Source organism: Oceanicella sp., assembly GCF_056449545.1.
On sequence record NZ_JBWOMN010000150.1, the window covers coordinates 20,845 to 37,691 of the forward strand.

A 16,847-nucleotide genomic window follows, 5' to 3' on the forward strand; every position below is an offset into this window, starting at 1 on the left:
GGCGGGGCTTCGCGTCGGATCGACCCCGGTCGGTCCGGGGGGCGGTTGGTCTAGCGCAGGATCGGCGGGGCGTCAGGGTCCATGCCCGGCGCCGCGGGCGGGCGGGTCTGCGCGGGCGATGCCGGCGGCGCGGGCATCTCGAAGCCCAGCCCGACGGCGCGCGCCTGCGCCAGCAGGGCGTCGTCGCGGGCGACGAAAATCACGTCAAGCTCCGGTGCGTCCGGGTCGGCGAGTCGCCCGGTTTCGGCGACGGCCTGCGCCACGCCCGCCTCGACACTGCCGACCCCGATCTTGCCGGCCCCGATCTTGCCGGCCCCGATCTTGCCGGCGTTGTCGGGGCCCGCCGCCGCCGTCGCGCGCAGTCGAAGGGTCAGCAGCAAGCGTTCCGGCCCGGACTCCAAGGCGGCGCGCACCAGCCAGGCTTCGGCCAGCGCCGGCGCCAGCGCCGCCAGCTTGGCGTCGAGCGCCGCCAGCAAGGCCGGCGTCGCCCCAACCGGCGCCGCGCAGGCGGCGACCCGGGCGCTTTCGACGGCGACGGCGCGATCGCCCAGGAAATCCGCCGCCCAGGCCAGCGCCTCCGGGTCGTAGAACAGCTCCGACGGAGCGACCCCGGGATTGACCGCGAGGCTCACCCCCTTGCCCGCCAGCAACGTCACCAGCGCCCGCCCCGGCATCGCCGCATAGGGCGCGGGCGCGTCGGTGAACGCCGCCAGCCGGTCCACGCGATCGAAGGCCAGCGCCGCGGGCCCCGCCTCCAGCGCCAGCAGCGCCGGCTTCAGGATGTCGCCCGCGGGCTCTTCCTCCAGCCGCAGGACCATCTCGGCGTTGAACAGCGCGTCGAACACCCGCCCGGAGGCGGTCGGGTCATCGCCCGCCAGCCGCACGGCGCGGTCGAGCGCGGTTTCGTGGTTGTCCGGGGTCATGGTCATCCGGTGGGCGCCTTCCTGTCGGTTGGGGCCGGCGCCGCGCGATCCAGTATCCAGTCGCCGGTCAGGCGCCAGACCCGTTCTGCCTGCAAATCGCGCAGCAGCATGTGCCAGCCGCTTTGCACATAGGCGAAATCAGCAGGGCCGGGCAAGGCGGCGAACATGGCGCGCACGGAACTTTCGGGAATCACCTCGTCCCGGGCGCCCTGCACCACCAGCACCGGCAGCGCCGCGTTCGCCGCCGCCGCCACCGCCCGGTCCATGATCCGGATCAGCCCCATGAATTCCCGCCCCGAGGGCGCGGCGAAATGCAGCGGGTCGCGGGACAGCGCGCGCAGCATGTCGAGATTGTCGGTCGGGTATATCGTCACCAGCCCGCGCCCGGTCCAGCGCGCGTCGGGCGCCAGTTGCGCCGCCATCCAGGCCGAGGCGCGGTATTGCAGCCCCAGCCGGTCGCCGCCCCAGACCGCGGGGGCGAGCAGGATCAGCCCGTCGATGCCGGTGAAGGCCGCGGGGGCGCCCGGCGCGGCGGCGCCGTTCAGGTTCCCTTCGCCGTTTCCTTTCTGATCCCCATCCCCATTCGCGCCAAGCCGTCCCTCGCCAGCGGCGGCCAGCGCCACGCCGCCGCCCATGGAATGGCCCATGACGAACAGCGGCAGGTCGGGGCGCAGGGTTTTCACCGCGCGCGCCGCCGCCGCCAGATCGGCGATCAGCGCATCGGCGCCCGGCCATTGCATGCGCGAGGGGTTGCGCCCGAAGCCACGCTGATCATAGGCGAACACCTCGATGCCCCGCGCAGTCCAGAAATCCGCCGCCCGCCCGAAGGTCGAAGGCGCGTAGTCGCCGTAGCCATGCAGCGCCAGCAGCACGGCTTTCGCCTCCCCGGCGGGCCAATGCGACAGCGCCAGCGGCCCGGCGGCGCCCTGAATGACCGGCGCGTCGCCCTGCGCCGGAGGCGCGATCGCCGCCGCGCCGCGCGGCCCGCCGGCGCAGCCGGCGATCAGCGCCGCGGCCAGCAGGCTCAGCGCAGCAGCTGCGACACGCGATTGCGAAGCCATGGCAGCGCCTCCTCCTCGAACCAGGGGTTTTTCTTCAGCCAGCCGGCGTTGCGCCAGGACGGATGCGGCAGCGGCATGCGCGCGGGGACATGGGCGCGCCAGTCGCGCACGGTCGCGGTCACGCCGCCCTGTCCCAGCGCCCAGGCCTGCGCGTGGCCGCCCACCAGCAGCGTCAGCGCCGCCCGCGGCATCGCCGCCAGCGCCCGGTCGCGCCACAGCGCGGCGCAGCGTCGGGGCGGCGGCAGGTCCGATCCCCTGGCGTCGTAGCCGGGAAAGCAGAACGCCATGGGCAGGATGGCGATCCGGTCGCGGTCGTAGAACGTGGCGCGATCCACGCCCATCCAGTCGCGCAGCCGGTCGCCGGACCGGTCATCGAATGGCAGGCCCGAGGCATGCACCCGCGCCCCCGGCGCCTGCCCGGCGATCAGGATCCGCGCCGTCGCCGACAGCCAGGGCGCCGGGCGCGGCGCATGGGCGGTTTTCGTGGCGGCGAATTGCGCGGCGCAGGCGTCGCAAAGCGCGATCTCGGCCTCAAGCGCCGCGATCGCCGCCGATGCGGGATCGGCGCAGGCTGGCGAAGGCGGCGGGGCGGGTGCGGGGCTCATGCCCGGATCATAGACCGGAGCGCCCGATGGATGGCAAGCCGCCCGCACGCGAATTTGCGGTTGTCCCCGGGGCGGCGTCCGTCGATGATCCCGGCGCAGCAGCCACGGAGTCGCAAAATGCCGATCCTCACCCCCACCGACCATTTCGGGCGCATCGACTGGCTCGGCCTCGTCACCAACCGGGCGCAATCGTTGCGCGCCGCGCCCGCGCAATCGGTCGAGGTCGACTGGGCGGGCTTTGTCGGCGACTGCCACAGCGGGCTCACCCGCGCGTCCTGCGTGCGGGTGCGCGCCCAGTTCGAACCGGGGACGGAGATTCGCAACACCCGCCAGATCTCGGCGCTGTCAGTGGAGGAACTGGCCGTCATCGCCGCCGAAATGGGCATGGCGGATCTGCCGCCCGCGTGGCTCGGCGCCTCCATGACGCTGGCGGGGATCCCCGATTTCACCCGGCTGGCGCCGTCGTCGCGGCTGATCTCGGACAGCGGCGTCAGTCTGGTGGTGGACATGGAGAACGCCCCCTGCCAGTTCCCCGCGCGCGAGATCGAAACCGAGCGCCCCGGATTCGGCAAGGCGTTCATGCCGGCGGCGCGGGGGCGGCGCGGCGTGACGCTCTGGGTGGAACGCCCGGGCGTGCTGCGGCTTGGCGACCGGATGCGCCTGCATGTGCCGCCCCAGCGCATCCACGCCCATGTCTGACGGCCCCCTGCGGCCGTGACAAAGGCCCTCCCCCGCAGGGAAGGGCCGGTGTCAGCCAACAGGCGGAGATTGATCGGGGCGGACCCGGATCAGACGGTCTTGCGCCGCGCCGCGAAGCCCAGCGCGCCGACCGCGAAGGCCAGCATGGGCAGGGCCGCGGGCAGCGGCACCGCCGCCGGGCCGGGGCCGCCGCCGCCGCCGAGGAAGAAGGCGGAGCCGAAAGCCTGACTGCCGAGCAGCGAGCCGGCCAGCGTCGAGGACCCCGCCACGCCGAGATCCAGCGCGTAGACGCTGTTGAAGATGCCGTAGAGCGAACCGTCCGGCGCGAAGGCCAGGGTCTCGTCGGCGTTGTAGCTGCCAACCGATGTGGCCGCGTAGGTCACGGAATCCAACATGTAGAGATTGGTGGAATCGGTGGCGAACAGCGTGCCCGCCGCCGCCGTGCCGCCGCCCGCGAGCGCCACCGCGACCGGCGCCCGGGTCAGGCCGTCGATGTCGTTCAGCCCGGTCGCCCCGGCCAGGGTGCTGGCCGCCGTGGCGGTGTTGATCTTGTAGATCGAGCTGCCGCCGCTGCCGAGCAGTTCGCCGGCGGCGTTGAAGGTCAGGCCCTCCAGCCCGGCGACGCCGTGACTGCCGATCAGCGAGGCCGCGCCGGTGGCGGTGTCCACCGAGTACAGTTTCGTGGTCGTGGCGCCGAACAGGTTGCCGGCCGCGTCGAAGCTGAGCGCCATGTTGTGGAGGCCGGTCGCGCCGATCAGGGTCGAGACCCCGGCGTTGGTGTCAAAGGCCTCAAGCCCGCTCGACGAATTCACGTAGAGCGTGTAGGCCTGCGCCTGCTGCGCCCCGGCGGTCAGCGCTGCGGCGACCATGGCGGCCGCGATGGCAAAATTTCTTGTCATTCTCTATTCCCCCAGCATTCAAAATCGATCCTGTGGTTAAGGTTTGGTTCACCCCTTCACCGAGCGGCATACTGTAAAACGGGAAAGCGTCTGTCTAGTGTTAATCGCGAGTTAATGACGTTTATCCATGAAGCTCGCCTTCAATCGGCCGAAATTGGCGGTGAATGCGCTGTATACTGGTTTTAATACTTGTTAACTCGCCCTAAGGGGGAGTTAAATTAACCAACTGTTCGTTAATGGCTTCCGGCAATGGCAGGGCGTGACCGCCCGCGCCGCAGACAGCGGCGCGCCCCGGCGCCACGGTTCGCGACGCCCCGCCACAACCCGCGCGGCCCGACCGGCGGCCGGGCCCGGCGGAGCTGCGTCAACCGTAGACGGACTCCTTGCCGAAATGCGTGGTCAGCAGGTAGTAGACCACCGCCCGGTATTTGTTGCGGTTGGATTTGCCGTAGGTTTCGATGGCCTTGGCGATGCCGGCGTCAAGCGCCGGCCCGTCGCTCAGGCCCAGCTTGCCGATCAGGAAATTGTTCTTCACCGTCTCCAGTTCCTTGGGATCCGACCCGGAGACCGTGGAGGCGTCGTCATTGTAGATCGCCGGACCGCAGCCGATGGTGACCTTGGTCAGCAGATCCATGTCTGCGGTCACGCCGCATTTGTCTTTCAGGTCGGCCGCGTATTTCTGGATCAGATCGTCGCGCTTGCCCATTTCAATGTCCTTTCGTTCCGATTGTTCGGTTCCGCGCCTTCGATCATGCGCGCCAGCGCCCCGCAATCAAGCGGCGATCGGGGGTCGGCGTTGTTTCGCCCCTGAAAACGTCGCCAATGAGGCGGGGGGCGCGATCCGGGCGCAAAACCCAGCCGCGCGGCCCGTCCGCCGTCGGGGCGCCCGTCGGGGGCGCCCGGTGATTCGGCGGCGGGATCCGGGGCGCCGGGCCGCCGTCGCGTCGGTTCCGCGCCGGTTCCGCGCCCGGGCGGGCCCTTGAAGCGGGGGTGCGGCAAAATCGCCCGCCATGGGAAATCGCGCCGAAACCGGGCTCTGAGGGGCCTCGCGTCGCTTGCGCCGTCGATCCTGTCGGAATTCTCTTGTTTTGTATTCCGGTAATGGTCCTAAATTGGCCCGCCTGACTGCTGTCGCGCGCGCCCTCAAGCCCGCGCCAAGCCTATCGCCCGACCTGTAGCCCCTGCAAGAGACCCCAAAATGGCCTTTAAAACCGATATCGAGATCGCCCGCGAAGCCTCAAAGCTGCCGATTCAGGAGATTGGTGCAATATTGGGCATTCCGAGCAATGACCTGCTGCCCTTCGGGCATGACAAGGCGAAGGTCTCCGATTCCTTCATCAAGTCGGTGCGCGACCGCCCCGACGGCAAGCTGATCCTGGTCACCGCGATCAACCCGACGCCGGCGGGCGAGGGCAAGACCACCACCACGGTCGGGCTCGGCGACGGGCTCAACGCCATCGGCAAGAAGGCGGCGATCTGCATCCGCGAGGCCTCGCTCGGCCCTTGCTTCGGCATGAAGGGCGGGGCCGCGGGCGGCGGCTATGCGCAGGTGGTGCCCATGGAGGAGATGAACCTCCACTTCACCGGCGATTTCCACGCCATCACCTCGGCGCACAACCTGCTGAGCGCCATGATCGACAACCACATCTACTGGGGCAACGAACTGGAGATCGACGAGCGCCGGGTGGTCTGGCGCCGGGTGCTCGACATGAACGACCGCGCCCTGCGCGACGTGGTCACCAGCCTGGGCGGCGTCGCCAACGGCTTTCCGCGCCAGACCGGGTTCGACATCACCGTGGCCTCCGAGGTCATGGCGATCCTCTGCCTGTCCAACGACCTGAAGGACCTGCAAGGCCGCCTTGGCGACATCATCGTCGCCTATCGCCGCGACCGCACGCCGATCTACGCGCGCGACATCAAGGCCGACGGCGCCATGACCGTGCTGCTGCAGCAGGCCATGCAGCCCAACATCGTGCAGACGCTGGAAAACAACCCCGCCTTCGTGCATGGAGGGCCCTTCGCCAACATCGCCCATGGCTGCAATTCGGTGGTCGCCACCACCACGGCGCTGAAGCTGGCGGATTACGTGGTCACCGAGGCCGGGTTCGGCGCCGATCTCGGGGCCGAGAAATTTCTCAACATCAAGTGCCGCAAGGCCGGATTGGCGCCGGACGCGGTGGTGATCGTCGCAACCGTGCGGGCGATGAAGATGAATGGCGGCGTCGCGCGCGCCGATCTCGGGGCCGAGGACGTGGCGGCGGTGGAGCGCGGCTGCGCCAATCTCGGCCGCCATATCGAGAACATCAAGCAGTTCGGCGTGCCCGCGGTGGTCGCCATCAACCATTTCGTCACCGACACCGAGGCCGAGATCGAGGCGGTGAAGGCCTATGTGGCGACCCAGGGCGCCGAGGCGGTGCTGAGCCGCCATTGGGAGCTGGGATCGAAAGGGGCCGAGGATCTCGCCCGCAAGGTGGTGGAGATCGTCGAGAGCGGCGCCGCGCAGTTCGCCCCGCTCTACCCCGACGAGATGAGCCTGTTCGAGAAGATCGAGACCGTGGCCAAGCGCATCTACCGCGCCGACGAGGTGCTGGCCGACAAGAAGATCCGCGACCAGCTGCGCACCTGGGAGGAGGCCGGCTACGGCGCCCTGCCGGTCTGCATGGCCAAGACCCAGTATTCGTTCTCCACCGATCCCAACCTGCGCGGCGCGCCGGTGGGTCATTCCCTGCCGGTGCGCGAGGTGCGGCTGTCGGCGGGGGCGGGCTTCGTGGTGGTGATCTGCGGCGAGATCATGACCATGCCCGGCCTGCCGCGCAAGCCGGCGGCGGAATCGATCATGCTCAACGACGCGGGCGAAATCGAAGGGCTGTTCTGAGCCCGGCCCGCGGGCGCGCATGGGGCCCGGGTTCGGATTCGGCAGTGTATCCGAACCGAAACCGGGCCTATTCCAGAAGGTGATGATCCCATTTTGAACCAATTTGCGAATGAAGCGGCCCGGGCCGTTGCGAACAGTTTTCCGGCGCGGGGTTTTCCTGCGCCGGGGCCGGGCTCTACATAGTCGGCGACCATGCAACCGGGAGACACGATCATGACTCGCCAGTTCTTCGCCGCCGGATTCTCGCCCATGCCGCTTGCCGGCGCCTTCGCCGCGGCGCTCGCGCTGCTGGTCGCCGCGCCGGCCGTCTTCGCCGGGAACGACGTCGATCGGGGCGAGGGCTACTATTACCCCAAGGTCGGGTCCGAGGAGGTGTTCACGCGCAAGCTGATCTCCGGCCCGGTGGCCGACCGCAACACCCGCGCCGCCTTCGTGACGCTGATCACCAAGGCGATGCTGGACGCGCCGGAAAAGCCCCCCTACGCGATCTTCGCCAAGGGATCGCGGGCGCAGCGACTGATCCTGACCGGGCTCGACGACCAGATGTTCCGCACGCTGTTTCGCGCCCGCGCGGTGATGGCGCAGCTGTCGGCCTCGATGCGCGGCGCGCCGTTCTTCAAGGATCAGGGGCTGGCCGCGACCGGCACTTTCTACGACATGCTCCAGTTGCTGGGGTTCAAGAGCCTGACCATCACTGACGGCGTCTCCTGGGCGCATCGGGTGAAATTCGAATAGGGACCGGGCCGGACGGCCCCGCAAAGGATGGAGCGCCCATGACCAGCGCTGAAATGGCGAACCGCCCCGCAGGGGCAAGGCAAGCCTGCCGCCCCGCCACCGCCGCCCGCGTGGACGGCAAGCGCATCGCCGCGCGGATCCGCGCGGAAACCGCCATGCAGGCCGAGGCGCTGACCGAGGCCGGCTGGAAGCCGCGCCTGGTGTCCATCAGCGTCGGCGACGCCGCGGCGGCGGAGATCTACGTGCGCAACCAGCAGCGCGGGGCCGACTCGGTGGGCGTCGAATTCGAGGCCCGCAACTACCCGGAAACCACCTCGCTGGAGGAACTGGTCGGCGTGCTGCACGGGCTGAACGCCGATCCGCGGGTCAACGGCATCATCATCCAGCGTCCGCTGCCGCGCCACATCCCGGTGAAGGCGCTGCAAAAGGCTGTGCATCCCTTCAAGGACGTGGAGGGCATGCACCCCGCCTCCATCGGCAACATCGTCTACAACGACCTGGCGCTCGGCCCGTGCACCGCGGTGGCGGCGGTGGAGATCCTCAAGACCCTGCCGCTGGACATCGAGGGGCTGGTGGTCACGGTGATCGGTCATTCCGAGATCGTCGGCAAACCCATCGCGTTCCTGCTCATGGGGCTTGGGGCGACGGTGACGGTGTGCCACCACATGACCCGCTCCGTGGCCATGCACAGCCGCGCGGCGGATGCGGTGTTCGTGGCGGTGGGCAAGCCGGGACTGGTGACCGGCGAGATGATCAAGCCGGGGGCGGCGCTGATCGACATCGGCATCAACCGGGTGGAGACCGCCGACGGCCCGCGCACCGTCGGCGACGCGGATTACGACAGCTGCGCCGAGGTGGCCGGCTGGATCACCCCGGCGCCCGGCGGCGTCGGCCCGGTGACCGTGGCGATCCTGCTGCGCAACGCCGTCACCGCCACGCGGCTGCAACTGGACCGATACCGCGAGGCCTACGGCCCGGCGGAGGCGTGAGCCGCGGCGCGCCGGCACGACAGGACCAACGGACTTTTTGGGAGAGAAGATCAATGACGGCTGACATCATCGACGGCAAGGCCTTCGCGGCGGATGTGCGCGCCCGCGTGGCCAGGCACGTGGCCCGCATCAAGGCGAGCGGCGTCACCCCCGGTCTCGCCGTCGTGCTGGTCGGCGAGGATCCCGCCAGCCAGGTCTATGTGCGCTCCAAGGGCAAGATGACGGTCGAGGTCGGCATGGCCTCGTTCGAGCACAAGCTGGCGGCGGACGCCCCGGAAGCGGACCTGATGGCCCTGATCGATCGGCTCAACAACGATCCGGCCGTGCACGGGATCCTGGTGCAGCTGCCGCTGCCCGCGCACATGAACGAGGATCTGGCGATCAACGCCATCGACCCGGCCAAGGACGTGGACGGGTTCCACATCTCCAATGTCGGCCTGCTGGCCACCGGGCAGAAATCCATGGTCCCCTGCACGCCGCTGGGCTGCCTGATGCTGCTGCGCGACCGGCTCGGGTCGCTGAGCGGGCTGAACGCGGTGGTGGTGGGGCGCTCCAACATCGTCGGCAAGCCCATGGCGCAGCTGCTGCTGCGCGACAGCTGCACGGTGACCATCGCCCACAGCCGCACCCGCGACATCGAGGCGCTGTGCCGGGGCGCCGACATCCTGGTCGCCGCCGTGGGGCGCGCGCAGATGATCACCGGCGACTGGGTGAAGCCGGGGGCGACGGTGATCGACGTGGGCATCAACCGCATCCCGGCGCCCGAAAGGGGCGAGGGCAAGACCCGTCTGGTCGGCGACGTGGATTTCGCCAGCGCCGCGCAAGTGGCGGGCGCGATCACCCCGGTCCCCGGCGGCGTCGGCCCCATGACCATCGCCTGCCTGCTGGCCAACACGGTGACCGCCGCCTGCCGCGCCCACGGCCTGGACGAACCCGATGACCTGACCGTCTGACGCCGCCGCGCCGCGCGGCGCCCCCGATGCGGCGAAGCCGCGAGGGCTTTCCTCGTCAGCGTTTCGTTTTCCTGTCGAAATCGTGCTGGCGCCTATCGGCGCGGACCGGGCCGCCGCCTTGCGCATGGCCTACGCCTCGGCCTGGCGGAACCGCCGGGGACGGCTCCCGCCCGTCGGCCGCCCCTGCGGGGCGCCCTCCCGTTGGGCCGGGCCCTCGCGGCTTCGCCGCATCGGGGTTTTGCACGAAGGTTGTCGATCCAGGGGCGATTGGCGGCGTGGTCGCAGGGCCGCGCGTGGTTTTTCGGGTGCAGGGCCGCCATCCGACGCCGCCATCCGCCGCCGCCATCCGCCGCCGCCGCCGACCCGCCGTCTGCGGGCGCCTGCCGGGCCGCTCCGCGCCCGCGCAGCGAAAGCCGAGCGAAGCGAGGCTCCCTCCATTCGCGCGCAGCGCGTGGTGACCGCCGACGTCACGCGGCGTTCACGGTTGCGTCAGGGCGCCTGCATTTTAATAAGGAATGCTTATGTTTCTCCCCGCGCCCGCCGAGGCGCGCAACAGGAGACTCGCCCATGCTGACCCCCCGATCCCAGACCCCCGCCCTGAACCTGCCGCTGGTCGGCGGCGGCGCGTTCGACCTTGCCGCCGAGCCGGGCGAGCGCTTCACGCTTCTGACCTTCTATCGCGGCCTGCATTGCCCGATCTGCGTGCCCTATCTCAGGGAACTGGACCGCCTCACCGCCGATTTCAACGCGCGAGGCGTGACCACGGTCGCCATCAGCGCGGATGACGCCGAACGCGCCGCCGGGATGAAATCGAAGACCGGCGCCAAAACGCTGCGCTTCGCGCATTCCCTGCCGCTCTCGCAGGCGCGGGACTGGGGGCTTTCGATGTCCACGGGCCGGGGCAAGACCTCGACCGGGCTAGAGGAACCGGCGCTGTTCGCCGAGCCGGGCCTGTTCCTGGTGCGCGCCGACGGCACGCTGTATTTCGCCTCGGTGCAGACCATGCCTTTCGCGCGCCCGCATTTCAAGGACATCCTCGGGGCGCTGGATTTCGTCATCAAGACCGACTATCCGGCGCGCGGCGCCTACACCGGACCGGTGTAGCGCCGGGCGTTGAATCGCTTGCCGCGGCGCGCCAGGGGCCTATCGTGGCCCCATGCGCGCCGCCGATCTTCTGCAATGCCGGCCCGAAGGGCTCTGGTGCCCGCCGGGCCGGTTCCATGTCGACCCGTCCCGGGTGGTGGATCGGGCGGTGATCACCCACGCCCATGGCGATCACTGCCGCCCCGGCCACCGCGCGGCGCTGGCGACGCCCGCGACCCTGGCGCTGGCCGCCGCCCGTTACGGGCGCGGCGCCTTCGCGCGCAGCCAGGCGCTGCCCTATGGCGAACCGACGCGCATCGGCGGCGTGACGGTGACGCTGGTTCCCGCCGGGCATGTGCTCGGCTCGGCGCAGGTTGTCATCGAGGCGGGCGGCGCGCGGGCGGTGGTCTCGGGCGACTACAAGCGCGGCGCGGACCCCAGCTGCGCGCCGTTCGAACCAGTGACCTGCGACCTGTTCGTCACCGAGGCCACCTTCGGCAATCCGCGCCATGTCCACCCGCCGGTCGCCGGGCAGATGGCGCGGCTCATGGCCTCGATCGCCGGCAATCCCGAACGCTGCCACCTGATCGGCGCCTACGCTTTCGGCAAGGCCCAGCGCATGATCGCGCAGCTGCGCGCGGCGGGCTGGGCCCGCCCGATCCATGTGCATGCGTCGCTGATCCCGCTCTGCCGGGTCTATGCGCGGCGCGGCGTCGATCTCGGGCCGCTGACGCCGATCGGCAGGACCGGCGATCACATGGCGGGCGAAATCCTCGTCGCGCCGCCCGGCGCGCTGAACTGGCAAGAGGTCCCGGGCTGGGTGGCGCGCCTGCCGCGCCCGGTGCGCTGCGCCGCCTCGGGCTGGTTCAGCGCCAGCGGCGCGCGGCGATCGAGCGCCGAACTGGCGCTGGCGATCTCGGACCACGCCGACTGGCCGGAGCTGACAGCCACCATCCTCGACACCGGCGCCGGCGAAATCCGCATCACCCATGGCGAGGCCGAACCGTTGCGCCACTGGGCCGGGGCGAGGGGCATCGTCGCGGCGCCGCTCAACCCGCGGCGATCGGCGGGGGCGCCCCGTCTGATCTAGGCAATCTGATCCAGGCGCCCGATGACGCCGCTTGCCGAATCCACGATTCGCGCGTTACCTGTCGGGGTCCCTGATTTTTCGGAGACCCCATGACCCGCACCCTGTTTCGCGCCGGCGAATGGCCAACCTGGCTTGCGCTCGGCGGCTGCTATGCTCTCTGGCTTGGCGCAACCGCCGCCCATGGCGCGCTGGGGCTGGCCTGGATTCCGCTGGCGGCGGTGGCCACGGCCTTTCACGCCTCGCTGCAGCACGAGGCCCTGCACGGCCACCCCACCCGCAGCGCCGCGGTCAACGAGGCGCTGGTGTTCGCGACGCTGGGGCTGATCTATCCCTATCGGCGGTTTCGCGACCTGCATCTGAAGCATCACGACGACAGCCGCCTCACCGATCCCTATGACGACCCGGAAAGCTGGTATCTGGCCGAGCGCGATGCCAACGCGCTGTCGCGCCCCATGCGCTGGCTGCTGGAGGCCAACCGCACGCTGATCGGGCGAATCGTCATCGGGCCGTCGCTGGGCGTGTTCGGGCTGTGGCGGGCGGATTTGCGGGCGCTGCGCGCCGGCGGGCCCGGGGCCGCGCGCCTTCGCGACGCCTGGCTGCGCCACGGGCTGGGTTCGGCGCTGGTGCTGGGCTGGGTCTGGGGCGTCGCCGGGATCAATCCGCTGGTCTATGTCCTGGCGGTGGCGCTGCCGAGCGCCGGGTTGATTTCCGTGCGCACCTATTTCGAGCACCGCGCCGACGAGATCGCCGCCCGGCGCACCGCCATTGTCGAGGCCGGGCCGTTCTGGCGGCTGCTGTTTCTCAACAACAACCTGCATGTGGTGCATCACGAACATCCGGGCCTGGCCTGGTTCCGCCTGCCGGCGCGCTTCAGGGCGGAGCGCGACGGCGTGCTGGCGCGCAACGGCGGCTATCACTCGCGCGGCTACGGGCCGGTGTTTCTGCGCCATGCGCTGCGCCCGCGCGAACCCGTCGCCCACCCTTTCATGCGGCGCGAAACCGCCCCGCCGGGCCAGGAATGATCGCCGCGCTGCCCATGTATGACTGGCCGGAGCTGCGCGGGGCGACCGACGGGCTGTGGTCGGCGCTGCGCGCGCGGCTGATCGCGGCCGGGTTCGATGCGCCCGCGGCGCTGGAGCGCGCCGCGCCCGAGGCCGAGATCTGGAGCGCCCCGGACCTGCTGCTCGCCCAGACCTGCGGCATGCCCTACGCGACCGGCGCCGCGCGCGCCGCGCGGCTGGTCGCGGCGCCGGTCTACGCAGTCGAGGGCGGCGGCGCGACGTGCCGTTCGCCGCCGGCCCGCGCGACCTACCGCTCGGCGCTGGTGGCGCGACGGGGCGCTGGCCCGCTGGCGGCGTTTCGCGGCGCGCGTTTCGCGGCGAACGGGCCGGACAGCCTGTCAGGCTGGGCGGCGCCGGTGGCGCATCTGGGCGCGGATTTCATCGGCCCCGTGACCTGGTCCGGCGGGCATCGCGCCTCGATCCGGGCGGTGGCCGCGCAAAAGGCCGATTTCGCCGCCATCGACGCCATGTGCTGGGATCTGGCGCGGCGCTTTGAACCCGCGGCCGCCGATCTGGAGGTCATCGGCTGGACCGACGCGGCGCCGAGCACGCCTTTCGTCACCTCGTCGCGGCATGATTTCGATCAGCGCGCCGCCCTGCGCGCCGCGCTGGCGGCCACGCTGGCCGATCCGGCGCTGGCCAAGATCCGCGCGGCGCTGAAACTGGTCGACGCGGTCCCCGTGAGCGACGCGGATTATGACCCGGTGCGCCGCATCGCGGCGACCGCGCGCGCCGCGCCCCGCTGATCCGCGGGCATTGTCGCCCAACGGGCAACAGCATGGCGCGGGCCGCGCGGGGTGACTTTTCCCGCGCCCTCGGCCAGATGACAGAGACGGCGCGTCTGGCGCCGGGCAACTGGAGCGGGACGATGGGTCAACTGGTCGACGGCGAATGGAGCACCGCGTGGTATGACACCAAAAGCTCCGGCGGCCGATTCAAGCGCGACGCCGCGGGGTTTCGCAACTGGGTGACGCCGGACGGCGCGCCGGGCCCCTCGGGCAAGGGCGGGTTCGCGGCCGAAAGCGGGCGCTACCGGCTTTATGTGTCCTACGCCTGCCCCTGGGCGCATCGCACGCTGATTTTCAGAACGCTGAAGGGGCTGGCGCCGCATGTCGCGGTGGACGCGGTGCATCCCGACATGCTTGACGACGGCTGGACGTTTGACGCCGATTTCGACGGCGCCACCGGCGATCGACTCATGGGCAAGCGGTTCTTGCGCGAAATCTACCAGGCCAGCGCGCCGAACCTGTCATGCCGGGTGACGGTGCCGGTGCTGTGGGATTCGCGGCGCGGCGAGATCGTCAGCAACGAAAGCGCCGAGATCATCCGCATGTTCAACTCGGCCTTCGACGACGTCACCGGCAATGACGCGGATTTCTGGCCCGAGGACCTGCGCGCCGAGATCGAGGCGGTGAACGAGCGCATCTACGACACGCTCAACAACGGCGTCTACAAATCCGGCTTCGCCGCCACCCAACGCGCCTATGAGGAGGCGGTGCTGCCGCTGTTCGACACCCTCGACTGGCTGGAGGAGCGCCTGTCGCGCAATCGCTGGCTGATGGGCGACCGGCTCACCGAGGCCGACTGGCGGCTGTTCACCACGCTGTTTCGTTTCGATCCGGTCTATGTGGGGCATTTCAAATGCAACATCCGCCGGCTGGTGGATTATCCGAACCTGTGGGCCTATACGCGGGCGCTGTATCAGCGGCCCGGCGTGGCCGCGACCTGCCGGCTGGATCACATCACCCGGCACTACCATTTCAGCCACGATACCATCAATCCGCACCGGATCGTGCCGGCGGGGCCGCAGATCGACTACGACGCGCCTCACGAAAGGGGCTGACGGGACGAGGCTGGCGGGGCGAGGCTGACGGGGCGAGGCTGACGGGACGAAACGAGACTGGACTGGACTGGCAGGGCGGGGCGGGGCAAATGCGGATGCCGCGGTAACACTGCGTTAACCGAGCCGCGTTAACCATTCGTTCGGCATTGGGCGCCGTCGCCCGGACGCGCAGGACAGGAAAGACGCGGCTTTGAACACTCCCGCCCATGTGATCTTCGCGCTCGCCGCCTTCGCGCGCCCGGCGCGGCGGTCCGGCGCGCCGGACGAGACCTCGCGCCGCATTCGCGCCCGCGCCCTGGCGGCGGCGTTCGGCGGGCTGCTCCCCGACATCTCGCTGTTCGTGATGGTGCCCTGGCAGCGCTATGCGGAGGGGCGCAGCTTCCAGCAGGTGTTCGAGGAGGATTACCGCAGCGATTTCTGGCAAGGCGTGTTCTCGGTGGATAATTCGGCGCCGCTGTATCTGCTGCTCATGGGCGTCGCGCTGCGCCTGGGCCCGCGCTGGCTGGCGGTGCTGGCGGCGGCGTCGCTGCTGCATGTCGCCTTCGATTTTCCGCTGCACAACAACGACGCGCGGGCGCATTTCTGGCCGCTCACCGATTGGGTGTATCAGAGCCCGCTCTCCTATTGGGACAACGCGCATTACGCCTGGCTGGTGCTGCCGGCCGAGATCGCCATGTGCGCGGTCCTGAGCTGGATCCTGTGGCGGCGCTTCACCGCCCCCGCCGCGCGCGCGGCGATCGCCGCCCTGCTGATCGCCGAGATCCTGCCGACCATGATCATCCCGCTGATCCTGCATTGACGCGCCTCCCGATGCGGCGCAGCCGCGAGGGCCGGGCCCAACGGGAGGAGCCCCCTTCAGGGGGCGAACGACGGGCGGGAGGGCTCCGCCGCGGACCCGGCCAAAGGCCGAATGCACGCCTGTGCGGCAGACGCCAGCGCCCCACATCACGAGTCCACGGCCTGGCTGAACCGCCGGGGGCGGCTCCCGCCCGTCGGACCGCCCCTGCGGGGCCGCCTCCCGTTGGGCCGGGCCCTCGCGGCTGCGCCGCATCGGGATCGATCGCGATGGAGTCAAAGCCGCGCGCGCATCGCGTCGGCGAAGGCGAGCGCGGCGCGGCGGATGCGCGCGATCTGGGCGGTGTTTTCGTGCAGCACCAGCCAATAGGCGCGGGTGATGCGGGTCAGGTCCGGCAGCACCGGGCGCAGCGACGCGTGCCGCCGCGCGATGAAATCGGGCAGGATGCACAGCCCGCCGCCCGCCAGCGTCAGCTCAAGCTGCACCAGCAGGCTGGTGGAGGTCAGGCGCGCCGCCAGCCCCGGCCCGGTTTCGGCCATGTAGTCCAGCCCCTTGTCGTAGATCAGGTCCTGCACGTAGCCGATCCCGCGCAATCCGCGCAGATCCTCCAGCGTTCGCGGCGCGCGCCCGGTCATGTAACCTTCGGTGGCGTAGAGCCGCAGGTGGTAATCGGCGATCTTGCGGATCCGCAGCCGGCCGGTTTCCGGCGGCGTCACCACCACGGCGAAATCCGCCTCGCGCTGGCTCAGGGAAAAGCTGCGGGGCAGGGCGACGATCTGCAGGTCGAGCTCGGGATGCGACTCGCACAGCGCCACCGCCGCCTCGGTGACCAGATGCGAGGCGGCGCCTTCCGGCATGCCCACCCGCACCGCGCCCGACAGCGCGTGCAGCCGCCCGCCCACCGCCTCGGACGCGGCCATGGCGGCGCTTTCCAGCGCCTCGGCCGTGGGCAGCAGCCGCTGCCCGGCGCCAGTCAGCGCGTACCCCTTGGGCGAGCGGTCGAACAGCTTGGCCTGCAAGGCGTTTTCCAGCGCGCCCACCCGGCGCGACACGGTGGCGTGGTCCACGCCCAGCGCCCGCGCCGCCGCGGTCAGTCGCCCGCTGCGCGCGACGTGCAGAAAAAAACGAAGGTCATCCCAGTTCATCAGTGTCATTGTGCATATCTGCACAATGGAATGAGAAAGATTCGTCTTGCCCGCACGGGATTTTGATTGATGTTGCACGTGAGGCGCCGC

17 protein-coding genes are annotated in these 16,847 nt (G+C 70.3%); 11 read left to right on the forward strand and 6 right to left on the reverse strand.

The features are described from left to right. Window positions 1-50: 50 nt before the first annotated feature. The 3 genes from AC1HC7_RS19095 to AC1HC7_RS19105 are packed head-to-tail and all read right to left on the reverse strand — an operon-like array spanning window position 51 to window position 2,589. Window positions 51-929 carry a hypothetical protein gene (locus AC1HC7_RS19095; protein WP_479499324.1) on the reverse strand — a complete coding sequence of 293 codons (879 nt, stop codon included), beginning with the start codon at window positions 927-929 and terminating at the stop codon, window positions 51-53. Further along, window positions 926-1,984 carry an alpha/beta fold hydrolase gene (locus AC1HC7_RS19100; protein WP_479499325.1) on the reverse strand — a complete coding sequence of 353 codons (1,059 nt, stop codon included), beginning with the start codon at window positions 1,982-1,984 and terminating at the stop codon, window positions 926-928. Before AC1HC7_RS19100 ends, AC1HC7_RS19095 begins: the two co-directional genes overlap by 4 nt. Next, window positions 1,948-2,589 carry a uracil-DNA glycosylase family protein gene (locus AC1HC7_RS19105; protein WP_479497335.1) on the reverse strand — a complete coding sequence of 214 codons (642 nt, stop codon included), beginning with the start codon at window positions 2,587-2,589 and terminating at the stop codon, window positions 1,948-1,950. The genes AC1HC7_RS19100 and AC1HC7_RS19105 overlap by 37 nt, the downstream gene beginning before the upstream one ends. A 117-nt stretch (window positions 2,590-2,706) precedes the next feature. Here AC1HC7_RS19105 and AC1HC7_RS19110 point away from each other — a divergent pair, with 117 nt between their 5' ends. Next, window positions 2,707-3,288 carry an MOSC domain-containing protein gene (locus tag AC1HC7_RS19110; RefSeq protein WP_479497336.1) on the forward strand — a complete coding sequence of 194 codons (582 nt, stop codon included), beginning with the start codon at window positions 2,707-2,709 and terminating at the stop codon, window positions 3,286-3,288. Window positions 3,289-3,377: 89 nt separating this feature from the next. On the opposite strand, the gene AC1HC7_RS19115 is transcribed toward AC1HC7_RS19110, so the two are convergent. Together AC1HC7_RS19115 and AC1HC7_RS19120 are read right to left on the reverse strand one after the other, a co-directional pair. Continuing rightward, window positions 3,378-4,187: a hypothetical protein gene (locus AC1HC7_RS19115; protein ID WP_479497337.1), complete on the reverse strand. Its 810-nt coding sequence runs from the start codon at window positions 4,185-4,187 to the stop codon at window positions 3,378-3,380. A 364-nt stretch (window positions 4,188-4,551) separates the two neighbouring features. Then, a complete protein-coding gene (locus AC1HC7_RS19120; RefSeq protein WP_479497338.1) occupies window positions 4,552-4,893 on the reverse strand; it encodes a DUF2853 family protein in 342 nt (113 codons plus the stop codon). Between the two features lie 492 nt (window positions 4,894-5,385). On the opposite strand from AC1HC7_RS19120, the gene AC1HC7_RS19125 reads away from it, so the two are divergent. The 10 genes from AC1HC7_RS19125 (at window position 5,386) to AC1HC7_RS19170 (ending at window position 15,615) form a co-directional block, all read left to right on the forward strand. Further along, window positions 5,386-7,062: a formate--tetrahydrofolate ligase gene (locus AC1HC7_RS19125; protein WP_479497339.1), complete on the forward strand. Its 1,677-nt coding sequence runs from the start codon at window positions 5,386-5,388 to the stop codon at window positions 7,060-7,062. Between the two features lie 213 nt (window positions 7,063-7,275). Then, the gene (locus AC1HC7_RS19130; protein ID WP_479497340.1) at window positions 7,276-7,797 is read left to right on the forward strand and encodes a hypothetical protein; all 522 of its coding nucleotides are present in this window, start codon (window positions 7,276-7,278) and stop codon (window positions 7,795-7,797) included. 53 nt (window positions 7,798-7,850) lie between these two features. Next, window positions 7,851-8,786 carry a bifunctional 5,10-methylenetetrahydrofolate dehydrogenase/5,10-methenyltetrahydrofolate cyclohydrolase gene (locus AC1HC7_RS19135; RefSeq protein WP_479497370.1) on the forward strand — a complete coding sequence of 312 codons (936 nt, stop codon included), beginning with the start codon at window positions 7,851-7,853 and terminating at the stop codon, window positions 8,784-8,786. 53 nt (window positions 8,787-8,839) lie between these two features. After that, entirely contained in the window at window positions 8,840-9,739 is a 900-nt protein-coding gene (gene folD, locus AC1HC7_RS19140) for a bifunctional methylenetetrahydrofolate dehydrogenase/methenyltetrahydrofolate cyclohydrolase FolD (RefSeq protein WP_479497341.1), read from the forward strand. A 567-nt stretch (window positions 9,740-10,306) separates the two neighbouring features. Next, window positions 10,307-10,843: a peroxiredoxin-like family protein gene (locus tag AC1HC7_RS19145; protein WP_479497342.1), complete on the forward strand. Its 537-nt coding sequence runs from the start codon at window positions 10,307-10,309 to the stop codon at window positions 10,841-10,843. A gap of 52 nt (window positions 10,844-10,895) precedes the next feature. After that, complete coding sequence (locus AC1HC7_RS19150; RefSeq protein WP_479497343.1) at window positions 10,896-11,912, forward strand: ligase-associated DNA damage response exonuclease; 1,017 nt, start codon at window positions 10,896-10,898, stop codon at window positions 11,910-11,912. Window positions 11,913-12,001: 89 nt separating this feature from the next. Further along, on the forward strand, window positions 12,002-12,934 hold the full coding sequence (locus AC1HC7_RS19155) for a fatty acid desaturase (protein WP_479497344.1): 933 nt from the start codon (window positions 12,002-12,004) through the stop codon (window positions 12,932-12,934). Then, a complete protein-coding gene (locus AC1HC7_RS19160; protein WP_479497345.1) occupies window positions 12,931-13,719 on the forward strand; it encodes a phosphate/phosphite/phosphonate ABC transporter substrate-binding protein in 789 nt (262 codons plus the stop codon). Before AC1HC7_RS19155 ends, AC1HC7_RS19160 begins: the two co-directional genes overlap by 4 nt. 122 nt (window positions 13,720-13,841) lie before the next feature. Further along, window positions 13,842-14,816, forward strand: coding sequence for a glutathione S-transferase family protein (locus tag AC1HC7_RS19165; RefSeq protein WP_479497346.1), 975 nt, complete (start codon window positions 13,842-13,844; stop codon window positions 14,814-14,816). 190 nt (window positions 14,817-15,006) lie between these two features. Then, on the forward strand, window positions 15,007-15,615 hold the full coding sequence (locus AC1HC7_RS19170; protein WP_479497347.1) for a cobalamin biosynthesis protein CobQ: 609 nt from the start codon (window positions 15,007-15,009) through the stop codon (window positions 15,613-15,615). Window positions 15,616-15,887: 272 nt separating this feature from the next. Here AC1HC7_RS19170 and AC1HC7_RS19175 read toward each other — a convergent pair whose 3' ends face one another. Beyond that, window positions 15,888-16,766, reverse strand: a complete 879-nt coding sequence (locus AC1HC7_RS19175; RefSeq protein WP_479497348.1) for a LysR family transcriptional regulator — start codon at window positions 16,764-16,766, stop codon at window positions 15,888-15,890. Window positions 16,767-16,847: the final 81 nt, after the last annotated feature.